Genomic DNA, 15334 nt, shown 5'->3' with positions numbered 1-15334 from the left:
CCGCTACCCGCGACCTGTCGGGGGGAGTGAGCCAGGGGCAATTTCATCGGGCGCTCGCGTTTCCGTGGCTGAGCGCCCGCAACACTTGGACGGCTCTTTCTGCATCTGCCGTGGGCACGAAAATGTGGTCGTGGTAATAGGCCGCGACGACATTGGCGCTGATGCCCGCCTGCGTCAGTGCGCCTGAAACCGCCGCCGTCAGCCCCACGGCTTCGAGTGCGGAATGGACGCCCAGCGTAATCAGCCGCAGCACCGGTCCATAGGAAAGTCCCGCCGCCTCGGCACGGGTCTGCTCGAGGATGAGCGTAATCCCCTCATTTTCGCGAAAGGTTCCGATCGGCTCAAGCGCGAACCAGGCCGCAGCACGACTTTCAACCGTGCAATAGACATATTCGCCGTCACGTAGCACCGGCTCCAATTCTGCAAGCAGCCGCTGGAGATCGGTCTCGCCGCTCATCGCCGACTCAAGCCGTGCCGGTCAATCGTGCCACAGCTTGCACGAGACGGACGAAGCCGTCCCGCGCACCGGGGCTCATGTGGCGCGCTCGAAGCCAGGAATGCACCATCTGCGGCTCTTCCTGGTAGGTGACGTCCACGCCGGCCTGGGCGAGCCGGGCTGCATAGGCGCGCGCATCATCCCGCAGTGGATCGAAATGGGCTCCAGTGATATAGGCCGGGGGAAGCCCGGACAGGTCCGCGGCCTTCAGCGGGTGCGCAAACGGCTCATCCGCCGGCGCTTTCAGCACCTCGCGGTAATAGTCGACGTCGGCGGTGGAAAGCAGCGGCGCCTCGGCCATCTCGATATAGGAGCCGCGCGTCAGATCGCCTCCGAGGCCGGGATAGATCAGAACCTGGCCGACGATGCCGGCGAGCCCCTCAGCCTTCGCTTTCAGTACGATTCCGGCTGACAGGTTGCCGCCGGCGCTGTCGCCGGCGACGACGAGCGGACGCCCATCGGCAAGAAGCGCTTCGAGCACGTCATAGCAGTCTTCGAAGGCTGCGGGCCATAGATGTTCGGGGGCAAGGCGATAGTCTACCGACACCAGCTCGACCCGTGCACCATGGGCAAGCTCGGCGCAGATCGCATCATGGCTCTCAAGCGAGCCGACGACGAACCCGCCGCCATGGATATAGAGAACGCGTGTCTCGCTCGCGACCTCCGCCGGACGGTAGTACCGCACCGGAATTCGTCCCGCCAGCCGCCCGTCCCGCCGGGTCAGCCCTTCGGGAGACGGCGCGTCGAACTCGGCGCAGAGTGCATCGTACCATTGCCGTTGCTGCTCGACGGAGGCATTGACCGCATCGGCGGGATAGAACGCCTCGCAACGTTGGTGAAAGGCGCGAATCCCCGCTTCTGTCGGCATCGGCTTTGTCGATTTCGAATCCATCCCATTCCCCCTAACCGCACCTTAGAGTCAGTTTGACGACTTTGACAACGAGGTTGTTGTAGGCGGCGGCCGGCATCCCTTCCGGCGCGATCGATGCGACAGCGCCGGGAGCCTTGAGCAGGCTGAAATCCCGGCGGCTGCTTGGCGTCGAGGCGGTGCCGATCCGTTCGTTCGGCTCGCTGTCAACCAGCGATGCCGGGATAGCGTGCCAGATGCTGAAAAAGCCGCGCCACCGCCTCAGCGCCGGGGTCGATATGTCCTTCGAGCTGTCTGGCATTGATATAGGCCGCGCGACCGGCATTCGCGCGGGTAAGCGTGGCGGTGAAGTTCGCGCCTTCGCGCGCGGCGGCGGCGGCGGCGGCAATGCCCTGGCCGAGCGCGTCCAATGCGGGCGCGAGTGCGTCGACCATCGTACGATCGCCAATCCTGGCACCGCCGATCTCCTGCATTCGGGCAAGCCCTGCCCGCAGCGCCTCGCGAATCGGCAGACCGCTCGACGCGCCATCCCCGGCAGCGGCGAAGAAGATCGCGAGCAGCACACCGGAGGAGCCGCCCATCGTCTGGCTGAGTTCCTGGCCGATGGCGCGCAGGAGCTGAGTATGGTCCGACAGCGGCAGGCGGTCGACGGCGTTGATCAGCGCGCGGGCCGCGCCTGCCAATGTCGAGCCGGTATCGCCGTCACCGGATTTTGCATCGAGCGCATTGAGATCCTTCTCGGCGGCGACCAGCACGTCGCAGCAGCCGATCAGGAAAGCGCGCGTCGCCGCATGGTTTGACGGGATCGGCATGATCGGCGTCAGGCCGTCCGGCAGGGCCGCGACGGCAACCGGCCGGACATCGCAAACGCCCGGCCAGGCGGGGATCGGCACGGGAGCCTTCAGGAGCTCCAGTTCGGCGGCATCAGCCGGGAAGACGGAGATGGAAAAACCCTGCATGTCGAGCGAGGTCATCAGCGGAGCCGGGCCGATGGCATGGGTAATCTTCGCGCCGACAACCGAGCCGAGGAGATCATGCGCCAGAACCGACATTTCGAGCACCGACGTGCCGCCGAGATTGTTGATCAGCGCGACATGCGGCCCCTCAGCCATCACCGCAGCCAGCCGCTCCACCATGGTGGCGACCGAAGCGCGCGCGCCGGCAAAATCGATCTGCTCGACGCCTGCCTCGCCATGGATGCCGAGGCCGAGTTCGGCCTTGCCTTCGGGAATACGATCCTCCTTCGGGGAGCCCGGTACGCGGCAGGTATCGAGCGACATACCGATGGAGCGCGTTCCCGCGATGACACGCCTTGCTGCGGCCGTCACGGTGTCGAGGTCCGCGCCCTGCTCGGCGAGCGCCCCCGCGATCTTGTGTACGAAGAGCGTGCCGGCGACGCCGCGGGCCTGCGGGAGATCGGGAAGCGCTATATCGTCGCCGACGATCACCATCGAGACATTGAGGCCGTAGGCGCGCGCCCGCTCGGCGGCGAGGCCGAAGTTCAACCGGTCGCCGGTATAATTCTTGACGACGAGCAGACATCCGGCCGGCCCCGTCACGGCGAGGATACCGGCAAGCACGGCGTCCACGCCGGGCGAGGCGAAGACATCGCCGCAGACAGCCGCCGTCAGCATACCCTTGCCGACGAAACTGACATGGGCTGGCTCGTGGCCCGAGCCGCCGCCCGAGACGATCGCGACCCTGGACTTGTCCCAATCGCTGCGCTTGACGACCCGGATATGCGGATAGCCGTCGAGGCGGGTAAGAGCACCGCCCGAAAGAGCCAGCACGCCATCGATCGCCTCTGTGACGACGTCTTCGCGCTTGTTGATGAATTGCGCCATAAAAATCTCCTTAAGCTAAACGCATGCCCGCCGCGTCGAAATAGAGCGGCTGCGACGGTCGGATCCGAATGGTCTCGCCGCCCTTCAGCGGCGTGTGGGCGTCGGTGACGGTGATGAGGTCATGCCGCTTGAAAGTGAGGTGCAGGCGAGTCTGGTCGCCGAGATGCTCGACCCGCTTGACCAGCGCCTCCTCCCCGTCACCTTGCACAATGTGTTCCGGGCGAAGGCCGATGCTCTTTGCGCCCGCCGGAGCGCCGGCGAAGAGATCGGCCGGCAGCACGTTGATGCGCGGCTGGCCGAGACGGGTGGCGGCATAGACGCTGACGGGCTCTTCATAGACGGCCCGCGGCGAACCGAACTGCACCAGTCGCCCCTCGTTGAGCACGCCGACATGGGTCGCCATGGTCATCGCCTCGATCTGGTCATGGGTGACGTAGATAAGTGTCGCGCCTGACTTCGCCTGGATGCGCTTCAATTCGATGCGCAGGTCCGCTCTGAGCTTCGCATCGAGCGAACTCAGCGGCTCGTCCATCAGGAAGATATCCGGATTGCGGACAAGAGCGCGGCCGATGGAGACGCGCTGCATCTCGCCGCCGGAAAGCGCGGTCGCCTTGTTCTCCAGCTTGTGGGCGATCTGCAAGACCTCGGCAACCTCCTTCACCTTCCTGTCGATCGCCGCCTGCGGCGTCTTCAGGAGCGGCGACTTCAGGGGAAACTCTAGGTTCTGGCGGACCGTGAGATGTGGATAGAGCGAATATTGCTGGAAGACCATCGCGACATTGCGCTCGGCTGGCGACAGCCCCTTCATGGCGCGGCCGCCGATGAAGACCTCGCCGCTGTCGGGGGCATCGAGACCGGAGACCATGCGCAGCGTCGTTGTCTTGCCCGCGCCGCTCGGGCCAAGCAGCACGACGAAGGAGCCGTCCGGCACCCGGAGCGAGACGTCGCCGAGCGCGAGCGTGCCGCCGAACCGCTTCGTCACATTTTCAAGGACGACCTCAGCCATGACCCAACACTCCCTCATTGGCCTCGGAGACGAGCGCATTGCCTTTATCGGCATCGAAAAGCGAAAGGGTGCGCGTATCGAAATCGAGCCCGACCATCTCCTCCTCCCGCACCTTGCAGCTTGAGGAAATGCGCGCCTTCAGATCGCCATGACCGGTCGAAACTGTCACGATCTGCGTCGTGCCGAGATATTCGACGGCGCTGACGCGCCCGCGGTAGGCGGCATCGTCGCGGAATTTCACATGCTCCGGCCTCACGCCGAGCGTGAGGCGGCCGGCGCGGCCCTCCCGCGCGGCCGGCACTTTCATCTTCACGCCGCCGAGATCGACGCTGTCGCCGCCGATGCCGATCATGCCGTCGAAATCGAGGAAATTCATGGAAGGCGAGCCGATGAACTGGGCGACGAATTTCGTCGCCGGCCAGTCGTAGATCTGCTGCGGCCGACCGAACTGCTCGATGACGCCATGGTTCATGACGACGATCTTGTCGCCCATCTGCATAGCTTCGAGCTGGTCGTGCGTGACATAGACGGTGGTGGCGCCCATGCGGTCGTGCAGCGCGCGCAGTTCCTCCGCCATGTGCTCGCGGAACTCCGCGTCGAGCGCGCCGAGCGGCTCGTCCATGAAGAAGGCCTTGGGGCGGCGCACGATGGCGCGGCCGAGCGCCACGCGCTGACGATCGCCGCCTGAGAGCCCGCCGACGGGCTTGTCGAGGATATGCTCGATCTTGAGGATGCGGGCGACCTCGGCAACGCGCGTCGCCACCTCCTCGCGCTTCATGCCCTGGCTGACCAGGGGATAGGACATGTTCTTACGTACGTTCATATGCGGGTAGAGCGCGAACATCTGGAAGACGAAGGCGATGTCGCGCTGGCTGGCCGGCTTCATGCCGACCTCCTCTCCGTCGATGAATATCTCGCCCGAGGTCGGCAATTCGAGGCCGGCCATCATGCGCAATGTCGTCGTCTTGCCGCAGCCGGAGGGGCCGAGCAGCATGAAGAACTCGCCATCCTCGATGGTGAAGGTGGAGGAACGCACGGCGGTAAAGGCGCCGAACTCCTTGCGCACATTCTGGATCCTGATTTGCGCCATCGGCCTACTCCGGGAAATGGCTGACGATGATGAACATCACCGTGCCCAGCAAGGTTATGACGAAGGACCAGGAATAGAGCGCAAGCGCGAAGGGCTGCATCAGCATGACGACACCCGCCGCGATCAGCACCGAGGCCAGCATTTCCCAGGTGCTGCGCCTGAAATGCCGGAGGCCGTTGAGAAATCGTGTCATTTGCGGACTGCTCCGAAGGTGAGGCCGCGCAGGAGATGTTTGCGCAGAAGGATGGTGAACACCATGACCGGCACGAGGAAGAGCGTGGCTCCGGCGGCGACGGCAGGCCAATCCTGGCCGCTGACGCCGATGATGGTGGGAATGAAGGGCGGCGCCGTCTGGGCGTTGCCGGATGTCAACAGCACCGCGAAGGCATATTCGTTCCAGGCGAAGATCAGGCAGAAGATCGCGGTCGAGGCGATGCCCGTCGCTGCCTGCGGCAACACGACCTTGTAGAAGGCCTGGAAGCGGGTGTAGCCATCGATCAGCGCCGCCTCCTCGTATTCGACGGGGATCTCGTCGATGAACCCCTTCAGCAGCCAGACGGAGAGCGACAGGTTGACCGCCGTATAGAGCAGGATCATCCCGGCATGGGTATCGCTGAGGCCGAGCGAGCGGAACATCAGGAAGATCGGGATGGCGACGGCGATCGGCGGCATCATGCGCGTGGACAGGATGAAGAAGAGAAGGTCATCCTTTAGCGGCACCCTGAAGCGCGAGAAGGCATAGGCGGCGGCCGTGCCGAGCACGATGCAGAGCACCGTGGAACCGAAGCCGATGATCACCGAATTTGTGAAGCGCTCGGCAAAGCGCGAGGGGCCGGAAATGACCAGCCCATCCTCGCGTACGAGCTTGTCGTACCAGGTCGTGGGCTCGCCGAGCGCCTGAAGCTGCTCCTCGGAAAGGCGCGTACGCGTGGTGAAAACGTTGACATACCCTTCCACCGTCGGCGTGAAGAAGGTCTTCGGCGGATAGGCGATGGCGTCGGACGGGCTCTTGAAGCTCGTCGCGATGATCCAGGCGAGCGGCAGGATGGTGATCAAGGCGTAGACCACGACCAGGAAGCCCGCGAACCATTTCTGCCGGAGCGACGGCTCGGCGACGGAATAGCTACTCATCGTTGTTTCACCTTGTTCAGGGCTTTGACATAGATCGAGGCGAGACCGAAGACCGTGACGAAGAGGATGACCGCATAGGCGGAGGCATAGCCTGTGCGCCATTTCTCGAACGCTTCGCGCTTGAGGTTGATCGAGGTGAGTTCGGTGATCGAGCCCGGCCCGCCGCCGGTCAGCTGTACGACGAGGTCGAACATCTTGAAGTTTTCGATGCCGCGGAAGAGCACGGCGAGCATCAGGAAGGGCAGGACGAGCGGGATGGTGATCGTCCAGAACTGCCGCCACTTGCTGGCGCGGTCGCATTCGGCCGCCTCATAGATGCTGGGCGGAATGGAGCGCAGACCCGCAAGGCAGATCAGCATGACGAAGGGCGTCCACATCCAGGTATCCACGATGATAATGGCCCAGGGGGCGAGCGACACGTCGCCGATCATCGAGAAGCTGGAGGGGTCCGCGCTCGTCAGAAAGCCGACCGCATAGTTGAAGAGGCCGATCTGCGGCTGGTAGAGGAAGGTCCAGAAATTACCCACCACGGCCGGGCTCAGCATCATCGGCAGCACGATGATCGTGGTCCACAGATCGTTGCCGCGGAACTTCTTGTTGATGAGATAGGCAAGCGTGAAGCCGATCAGGACCTGAAGCACGATGGTCCAGATCAGAAAATGGGCCGTCGCCTGCATGGTCAGCCAGATATCCCGGTCGGACAGGATTTTCAGGTAGTTCTTGAGGCCGACGAATTCGACCTCGGCATTGGGCCGGTTGACCCGGAAATTGGTGAAGCTCAACCGGATCGTCCAGATGAGCGGAAAGATGTTGACCGCCAGAAGCAGCACGATCGACGGGGCGACGAAGAGCCAGGCGAGCGCACGGTCGGACAGACCATGCATGCGTCTGGCGATGGCGTGCGGTGTCGCCTCGGCGACCCGGTCCACGGATGATTTCAGCATTGGTATTCCCCTGTAGCACGTGGGCGGCGCGGAGCCGGGGCAGATCCTCGGCTCCGGCCGCGCCCTGGCCCGCTGGGAGGCGCGTCCGGCCGATGACGTCAGTACTTGCCTTCGTCGTCGAAGACCTGCGTCCAGTCCTTGACGAGACCGTCGAGCGCGTCCTGAGCGGAGCCCTGACCGGCGACGACATAGTCATGGAAGCGTTTCTGCGCCGCCTGCAGCAGCGAGGCGTAGCTCGGCTCCGCCCAGAAGTCCTGCACGATGGCCATGGAATCGAGGAAGGTCTGCGCATAGGGCTGGCTGGTCGCAAAACCCGGATCCTCGACGACTTTCCGGAGCGCCGAGTAGCCGCCCATCTGCCACCATTTCTGCTGGATTTCAGGCTGCGCGAACCACTTGATGTAGGCGAGCGCATCCTCCTGCTTCTGCGAGGATGAGACGACCGAAATGCCCTGCCCGCCGAGCTGCGCATAGGCAGCGCCATCCGGCCCTGCCGGGTTGGGGAAGTAACCGGACTTCTCGCCGCCGACATTGGCGTCGGCATTGATGCCCGGCCAGGTGAAGGCGAAGTTCATGTGCAGCGCGACCTGGCCGGACTTGTACGCGTCGATGTCCTCGGACATGTAGGCATCCGAGTGGCCGGGCGGCGTGCAGCAATCGTAGAGTTCCTTATAGAACTCCAGACCCTTCACGGCTTCCGCCGAATTGACGTAGCCTTCCAGATCATAGGGCTTGTCCGGGTTCTCGTATTTGAAGCCGAAGCTGTAGAGCACGTCCATGACGCCCATGGTGATGCCCTCGGAGCCGCGCTCCGTGTAGATCGCCGCGCCATAGACCGTCTTGCCGTCGATCTCGCGCTTCTGGAAGAACTGCGCGATGTCCTTCAGCTCGCCGAAGGTCTTCGGCACGGCCAGGTCGCGGCCATATTTCTCCTTGAATTCCGCCTGCAGCTCGGGGCGGGCGAACCAGTCCTTCCGGTAGCTCCAGCCGACAACGTCGCCGAAGGCGGGCAGCGCCCAGTAGTTCGGAGAATTCTTCGGCCATTCGGCGTAGCCGACCACGGTCGCCGGAATGAAGTCGCTCATCTTGATCCCTTCCTTGTCGAAGAAATCGTTGAGCTTGACGTACTGACCATTCTCCGCCGCGCCGCCGATCCACTGGCTGTCGCCGATCATCAGATCGCAGAGCTTGCCGCCGGAGTTGAGTTCGTTGAGCATGCGGTCGGCGAAGTTCGGCCACGGCACGAATTCGAACTTCATCTTGATGCCGCTCTGGGCCTCGAAATCCTTGCTGAGCTCGACGAGCGCATTGGCCGGATCCCACGCGGCCCAGCACAGCGTCAGGTCCTTGGCGCTGGCCTGACCTGGATATGCGACGCCGGCAGCCAGAAGCGTACCGAAAGCGGCCAGTGATCTCGTGTTGCGAAATGTCATGGCGGGGACCTCCTCCCTCGCCTTCCGACCCCATCGGAAGGCTGAACACGCCCTTTGCGGGCACTTGGCGCGAAAAACTTCCCGGCGGGTCTGTTCTCCTCCGCGCCGCCTCTGTGGCCTGCGGCTCCTCCAGCATGCCACGGCCAGCAGAGTCATATTGACGTGCGCACCTCAATTCAAGCTATTTTTGAGGTGCGCACGTCAATTCTTGCGTTTTTTCCGATTTTGCGAGAAACGTGATCTGTGCAGATCGCGTCAGGAGCCCTCATGCGGCCAACAGCCAAAGACCTTGCAGAAGCGGCCGGCGTCAGCCTGGCGACCGTGGATCGTGTTTTGAACGACCGTCCCCATGTGAGCAAGAAGGCGATCAGAAGCGTCAACGAAGCCATTGAACGGATTGGTTTTATTAGAAACCCCGCCGCAGTGAGCCTTGCGCGGAACAAGAGCTATCGGTTCCGGTTTGTATTTCCCAGATCCGGCGACCTCTATCTCCGTGAATTGCTTGAGCGCGTCGAGGAGTCGAAGGGTGCGCTCAAGGGCGACCTGATCGACATCGATTATGTCCAGATTCCCGTCGACGACGCCCATGGGGTCGCGAAATATCTCGCCGGCATCGACGGGCATGAGGTCGATGGGGTCGCCCTGATGGCTCCGGAATCACCGCAGGTGCGCGATGCCGTCGCACGCCTTCTCGAAAGAAATATCAAGGTCGTTCAATTTCTCTCGGGCCAGGAAAAGCTGCCCGAGGCGGATTTCGTCGGGGTGGACAATTTTGCAGCCGGAGCAACGGCAGGAAAGCTGATCGGCAGGCTCACCTGTCGCACGCCCGGCAAGGTGATGGTGGTCGCGGAGACGATGCAGTCGATGGACAGCATCCAGCGTCGGCACGGCTTCGATACCGTCATCAATGAGCAATTTCCCCATCTCACGCCTCTGCCATCGATCGAAACCCATGCCGACGAGCGGCGGGGTAAGGAAGTCATCGCCCGCGTGCTCGGCAACCAAGCCAACATCGCCGCTGTTTATGTGCTCAGTTCGGAAGCGCGCATGCCCCTGACGGCGATCGGCGCGAACATCGATCTGACCAACCTTGCCGTCGTCGTCCACGAACGGACCCCTTTCACCGAGGAGGCGCTACGCGACGACCGGGTCGATGCCGTCATTGCGCAAGATCCCGGCCACGCCGTGCGAAGCGCAATCCGCATTATGAGAGCACGCACCGACGCACGCGAGCCTCTCGCGGCACAGGAACGCATACGGATCGAGATCCTCCTGCGGGAAAATCTCTAACTCAACAGCGTCGCTCCGGCGTGCGAGACGAAATGCGTCACCCCTGCCGCAGTTCACGCCGTGCTTGCGTTCCCTGCGGCGCACGGTGTTAATTCGCACATGGCATTCACACTCCGGCAGTTGCAATATTTCGTCGCCGTCGCCGAGCAGGGCTCGGTCACCCGCGCGGCGCAGAACCTCTCCATCTCTCAATCATCGATCACCGAGGCAATCAAGGAGCTCGAAACCGATCTCGGGGTCGAGCTCTTCGACCGGCACCCCCGCGGCCTTGCGATCACCCATAACGGGCATCAGTTTCTGCGCCACGCGACCAAGATCCTCGCCGATGTCTCCGATGCGCGGCGCAGCTTCTCCGACAGCCGCGAGGAACGTGGCGGCAAGCTCAATCTCGGGGTCACGTCCCTCGTCGCCGGCTATGTGCTCTCCGACCTGCTTGCCCGCTACCGCCGCGCCTGCCCCGGCATCGAGGTGAGCGCCATCGAGGACAACGGCTCCTATCTCGAGCACCTCTTGATCGGCGGCGAGCTAGACGTCGCCGTGATGGTCATTTCGAACCTGCGCGACCGCATGGCGCTGCAGGCGGAAATCCTGGAAACCTCCCCTTACCGACTGTGGCTGCCGATCGGCCACCCGCTCGTCAGCGCCGACATCATCTCGGTCGAGGATATCGCAAGAGAGCCGCTGATCATGTTGACGGTGGACGAGATCGAGGAGAATACCGGCAAACTCCTGACGGCGCTCGGCGCGCGTCCGCATGTCGCCTTCCGCACCCGCTCCGTGGAGGCGGTCAGAAGCCTGGTCGCGACCGGTGCCGGCATCGCGCTTTTGCCTGATCTCGTCTACCGACCGTGGTCGCTCGAAGGCGACCGGATCGAAAGCCGCGACGTTTCCGGGGCGCTGCCGGTCGTGCAGGTCGGCATGGTCTGGCGCAAGGGTTCGAGCCTGCCCCAGTCCGCGCGCGATTTCGTCGGCGTGGCCGAAGCGCTGCGGAGCGCACGCCCGCGATGACCGCGATATCGGAAATCCCGATATCGGCATTCTGATTAATGAATTTGCGAATACGGAGAAACCAAGGCACGCTTCGATCCGGGAACAAAGCCGCTAACGGCATGAAACTGGGGAGACTTCCGATGAAGCAGATCCTGAAATCCTGCACGGCACTTACCCTGTCGCTGGGCCTCGCCGCCCCCGCGCTGGCGCAGGAGCCGCTGAAAGAGCTCGGTCAGGGCGAAGGTGCGCTCTCGATCGTCGCCTGGGCGGGCTATATCGAGCGCGGCGAGACCGACAAGAACTACGACTGGGTCACCGATTTCGAGAAGAAGACGGATTGCAAGGTCAGCGTCAAGACGGCGGCGACCTCCGACGAAATGGTCGCGCTGATGAACGAAGGCGGTTTCGACCTGGTGACGGCCTCCGGAGACGCATCGCTGCGCCTCGTGGCTGGAAAGCGCGTCCAGCCGATCAATACAGATCTCATCCCCAGCTGGAAAACGATCGACGAACGCATGCAGAACGCCCCGTGGCACACCGCCAACGGCGTCCATTACGGCACCCCCTATGTCTGGGGCCCGAACGTGCTGATGTACAACACCGAGGCCTTCAAGGATCAGCCGCCGAAGAGCTGGAAGGTCGTCTTCGAGGAGATGACGCTGCCCGACGGCAAATCCAACAAGGGCCGCGTCCAGGCCTATGACGGTCCGATCCATGTGGCGGATGCCGCCAACTACCTGATGGCGCACAAGCCCGATCTCGGCATCAAGGATCCTTACGAGCTCAACGAAGATCAGTACAAGGCCGCACTCGATCTGTTGCGCACCCAGCGCACCCTCGTCGGGCGCTACTGGCACGATGCGATGATCCAGATCGACGACTTCAAGAACGAGGGCGTCGTCGCCTCCGGCTCCTGGCCCTTCCAGGTCAACCTGATGCAGGCGGAGAAGCAGCCGATCGCTTCCGTCATCCCGGAAGAAGGCGTGACGGGCTGGGCCGATACGACCATGCTGCATGCCGACAGCGAGCATCCGAACTGTGCCTATATGTGGATGGAGCATTCGCTCTCGCCGAAGGTCCAGGGCGATGTATCCGCCTGGTTCGGCGCCAATCCCTCGGTCGGTGCCGCCTGCAAGGGCAACGATCTTCTGACCGACGAGGGTTGCAAGACCAACGGCTATGACGACTTCGAGAAGGTCAAATTCTGGAAGACGCCCGTGACGAAATGCGAAAGCCAGGGCGAATGCGTGCCCTATCATCGCTGGGTCTCCGACTATATCGGCGTCATCGGCGGGCGGTAAGCCGGTCTCAACCGCGTCGCAAGCATCGCCCCTCATCCTGGCCGTCTCCCGCTCGCGGGGACAGGGAACGCTTCCGCAAAGGCCTCGCCCCGGAATACAGGCGAGGCACCGACCGCGAGTCCCTTCTCCCCGCAAGCGGGGAGAAGGTGCCAGCAGGCGGATGAGCGGCAATAATTACCTGGAGTATCCCTATGACCGCCGTCCTCTTCGACAATGTTTCCCGCTATTTCGGCGCCGTCCGTGCCGTCGATCGCGTGAACCTTGCGATCGCCGAGGGCGAGTTCTTCGCGATGCTCGGTCCGTCGGGCTCGGGCAAGACCACCTGCCTGAGGCTGATGGCAGGCTTCGAGCAGCCGACCGGAGGCCATATCGAGATCTTCGGCGAGACTGCCGAAGGCGTGCCGCCGTACCGGCGCAGCGTCAATACCGTCTTCCAGGACTACGCCCTCTTCCCGCATCTCTCCATTCTCGACAACGTCGCCTATGGCCTGATGGTCAAGGGCGTCGGACGCGAGGAGCGCCGCAGGGCGGCCGAGGATGCGCTCGCCATGGTGAAGCTTCCGGGCTACGGCACGCGCCGGCCCGGACAGCTTTCCGGCGGCCAGCGCCAGCGCGTGGCGCTCGCCCGCGCGCTCGTCAACAAGCCCAAGGTTCTGCTTCTCGACGAGCCGTTGGGCGCGCTCGATCTGAAGCTTCGCGAACAGATGCAGGAGGAATTGAAGACGCTGCAGAAGTCCCTCGGCATCACCTTCGTCTTCGTCACCCATGATCAGGGCGAAGCCCTGTCGATGGCCGACCGGATCGCCGTCTTCAACGAGGGGCGTATTCAGCAGCTCGGAAGCCCGGAAGAAGTCTACAACCGCCCGCAGACCCGTTTCGTCGCCGATTTCGTCGGCTCCTCCAACGTGCTTTCGGAGGACCTCTGCCGCAGATTGGGACTGAAGGCTTCCTTCGCGAGTCTCCGCCCGGAGGCCGTCACCCTCGCGCCGCCGAGCGACGGAGCGCTGAGCCTTTCCGGCACCGTCGCTTCGCAGAGCTTCCTCGGCGCCACCAACCGCATCGTGATCGACGTCGAAGGTGCCCGCATCGCCGTGGCGAGCCCGGCGGCGCGTCGCGTTCCCGCGGTCGGCAGTCCGGTCACGATCAGCTTCGCCGCGCACGACCTCCACCCGATGGAGGACGCATGACGATCGTCGCCGAAAGCATCGTTCTTCCGCAGCGCCGCAGCCCGGCCGGCCGCCTTTCGGATTTTTTCTGGCGGCACCCGCATGTGCTGCTGGCGATCTTTCTCGCACCGCCGCTTCTCTGGCTCGGGATCGTCTATCTCGGTTCGCTCTTCGCGCTGCTGCTGCAGAGCTTCTTTTCGATCGACGACTTCTCCGGGCTCATAAATTACGAGTTCACGCTTGCGACCTATCGGCAGCTCTTGAGCGAAGCCAATCTGGACATCATCATCCGCACCGTCTCGATGGCCGCTCTGGTGACGCTCGTCTCGGCGCTCATTGCCTTTCCGATCGCCTATTACGCCGCCCGCTACGCGCGCGGGAAATGGAAGGCGCTCTTCTATCTCGCCGTCATGCTGCCGCTCTGGTCGAGCTATCTCGTCAAGATCTATGCCTGGAAGCTGATCCTCGCCAAGGAAGGCATCCTGACCTGGTTCTTCGCAAAGCTGAACCTTCTCTGGCTGATCGATGCCTGGTTATCTCTTCCGGTCGTCGGCGGCAACTCGCTGTCCGTCAGCTATACGGGCACCTTCATCGTCTTCGTCTATGTCTGGATGCCGTTCATGATCCTGCCTATCCAGGCGGCGCTCGAGCGCGTGCCGGCCAATCTGGTCGAAGCCTCCTCGGACCTCGGCGGAACGCCCGCCCAGACCTTCCGCCATGTGCTCTTTCCGCTCGCGCTGCCGGGCATCGTCGCCGGATCGATCTTCACCTTCTCGCTGACGCTCGGCGACTACATCATTCCGCAGATCGTCGGCTCGTCGCGGCTCTTCATCGGTCAGGCCGTCTACGCGCAGCAGGGCACCGCCGGAAACATTCCGCTCGCGGCCGCCTTCACGGTCGTGCCGATCGTCATCATGGGCGCCTATCTCTGGATGGCCAAACGCATGGGGGCCTTCGATGCGCTCTGAGAAGGCGAATTCCGCTCCATTGGGTCTGAAGATCGCTGCCGCCGCCGGCCTCGCCTTCCTGCATCTGCCGATCCTGCTGATTTTTCTCTATGCTTTCACCACCGAGGAAAAGAGCTACCAATTTCCGCCGCCGGGGCTCACCACGCAATGGTTCGCCGTCGCCTGGAACCGGCCGGATGTCTGGGCGGCGCTGACGCTCTCCGTCAAGGTCGCCTCGATCGCGACGGCGGTCGCCCTCGTCCTCGGCACCCTGTGCGCCGCGGCCGTCAGCCAGACCCGCTTCTTCGGCCGGGAGACGATCTCGCTCCTCGTTATCCTGCCGATCGCGCTTCCCGGCATCATCACCGGCATTGCGCTGCGTTCGGCCTTCTCCATGGCCGACATCCCCTTCTCCTTCTGGACCATCGTGCTCGGCCACGCGACCTTCTGCATCGTCGTCGTCTACAACAATGCGGTCGCCCGTTTCCGCCGGATTTCCGGCTCGCTGATCGAGGCTTCCATGGATCTCGGCGCCGACGGTTTCCAGACCTTCCGCTACGTGATCCTGCCGAACATCGGCACGGCCCTGCTCGCCGGGGGTATGCTCGCCTTCGCGCTTTCCTTCGACGAGGTGATCGTGACGACCTTCACGGCCGGGCAGCAATCGACCCTGCCGATCTGGATGCTGGAAGAGCTGATCCGCCCGCGTCAGCGCCCGGTGACCAACGTCGTCGCCATGGTCGTCGTGATGGCCACCTTCCTGCCGATCCTCGGCGCGTATTACCTGACCCGCGACGGCGACCAGATCGCCGGCGCCGGCAAATGACA

The 15334-nt window shown here is 63.4% G+C and carries 15 protein-coding genes; 6 read left to right on the top strand and 9 right to left on the bottom strand.

Annotation, left to right across the window (positions count from 1 at the left end):
• Positions 1–43: 43 nt before the first annotated feature.
• From AC6CIG_RS05560 to AC6CIG_RS05520, 9 genes are all read right to left on the bottom strand, one after another.
• Positions 44–457, bottom strand: coding sequence for an ACT domain-containing protein (locus AC6CIG_RS05560; RefSeq protein ID WP_127711298.1), 414 nt, complete (start codon positions 455–457; stop codon positions 44–46).
• A gap of 7 nt (positions 458–464) precedes the next feature.
• On the bottom strand, positions 465–1388 hold the full coding sequence (locus tag AC6CIG_RS05555) for an alpha/beta hydrolase (RefSeq protein ID WP_127711300.1): 924 nt from the start codon (positions 1386–1388) through the stop codon (positions 465–467).
• Positions 1389–1570: 182 nt separating this feature from the next.
• Entirely contained in the window at positions 1571–3208 is a 1638-nt protein-coding gene (locus tag AC6CIG_RS05550) for a dihydroxyacetone kinase subunit DhaK (RefSeq protein WP_127711302.1), read from the bottom strand.
• Positions 3209–3218: 10 nt separating this feature from the next.
• Entirely contained in the window at positions 3219–4214 is a 996-nt protein-coding gene (locus AC6CIG_RS05545; protein WP_127711304.1) for an ABC transporter ATP-binding protein, read from the bottom strand.
• Positions 4207–5304 carry an ABC transporter ATP-binding protein gene (locus AC6CIG_RS05540; protein WP_127711306.1) on the bottom strand — a complete coding sequence of 366 codons (1098 nt, stop codon included), beginning with the start codon at positions 5302–5304 and terminating at the stop codon, positions 4207–4209. Before AC6CIG_RS05540 ends, AC6CIG_RS05545 begins: the two co-directional genes overlap by 8 nt.
• 4 nt (positions 5305–5308) lie before the next feature.
• On the bottom strand, positions 5309–5497 hold the full coding sequence (locus tag AC6CIG_RS05535; RefSeq protein WP_498322505.1) for a hypothetical protein: 189 nt from the start codon (positions 5495–5497) through the stop codon (positions 5309–5311).
• Positions 5494–6435 carry a carbohydrate ABC transporter permease gene (locus AC6CIG_RS05530; protein WP_127711308.1) on the bottom strand — a complete coding sequence of 314 codons (942 nt, stop codon included), beginning with the start codon at positions 6433–6435 and terminating at the stop codon, positions 5494–5496. Before AC6CIG_RS05530 ends, AC6CIG_RS05535 begins: the two co-directional genes overlap by 4 nt.
• A complete protein-coding gene (locus AC6CIG_RS05525) occupies positions 6432–7379 on the bottom strand; it encodes a carbohydrate ABC transporter permease (protein WP_018095546.1) in 948 nt (315 codons plus the stop codon). The genes AC6CIG_RS05530 and AC6CIG_RS05525 overlap by 4 nt, the downstream gene beginning before the upstream one ends.
• Before the next feature lie 98 nt (positions 7380–7477).
• Positions 7478–8812: an ABC transporter substrate-binding protein gene (locus AC6CIG_RS05520; RefSeq protein WP_127711310.1), complete on the bottom strand. Its 1335-nt coding sequence runs from the start codon at positions 8810–8812 to the stop codon at positions 7478–7480.
• A 267-nt stretch (positions 8813–9079) separates the two neighbouring features.
• On the opposite strand from AC6CIG_RS05520, the gene AC6CIG_RS05515 reads away from it, so the two are divergent.
• From AC6CIG_RS05515 to AC6CIG_RS05490, 6 genes are all read left to right on the top strand, one after another.
• Positions 9080–10102: a LacI family DNA-binding transcriptional regulator gene (locus AC6CIG_RS05515; RefSeq protein WP_018095548.1), complete on the top strand. Its 1023-nt coding sequence runs from the start codon at positions 9080–9082 to the stop codon at positions 10100–10102.
• Between the two features lie 99 nt (positions 10103–10201).
• Complete coding sequence (locus tag AC6CIG_RS05510; RefSeq protein WP_018095549.1) at positions 10202–11110, top strand: LysR family transcriptional regulator; 909 nt, start codon at positions 10202–10204, stop codon at positions 11108–11110.
• A 122-nt stretch (positions 11111–11232) separates the two neighbouring features.
• Positions 11233–12393, top strand: coding sequence for an ABC transporter substrate-binding protein (locus tag AC6CIG_RS05505; protein WP_018095550.1), 1161 nt, complete (start codon positions 11233–11235; stop codon positions 12391–12393).
• A 191-nt stretch (positions 12394–12584) separates the two neighbouring features.
• On the top strand, positions 12585–13580 hold the full coding sequence (locus tag AC6CIG_RS05500; RefSeq protein ID WP_018095551.1) for an ABC transporter ATP-binding protein: 996 nt from the start codon (positions 12585–12587) through the stop codon (positions 13578–13580).
• Positions 13577–14527, top strand: a complete 951-nt coding sequence (locus AC6CIG_RS05495) for an ABC transporter permease (RefSeq protein ID WP_018095552.1) — start codon at positions 13577–13579, stop codon at positions 14525–14527. The genes AC6CIG_RS05500 and AC6CIG_RS05495 overlap by 4 nt, the downstream gene beginning before the upstream one ends.
• Entirely contained in the window at positions 14517–15332 is an 816-nt protein-coding gene (locus AC6CIG_RS05490; RefSeq protein WP_018095553.1) for an ABC transporter permease, read from the top strand. The genes AC6CIG_RS05495 and AC6CIG_RS05490 overlap by 11 nt, the downstream gene beginning before the upstream one ends.
• Positions 15333–15334: the final 2 nt, after the last annotated feature.

It is taken from the genome of Sinorhizobium sp. GQ132, from assembly GCF_059758575.1.
Note: the sequence above shows the minus strand (reverse complement) of the source record. Positions and strands in the feature narration are given on the sequence as shown.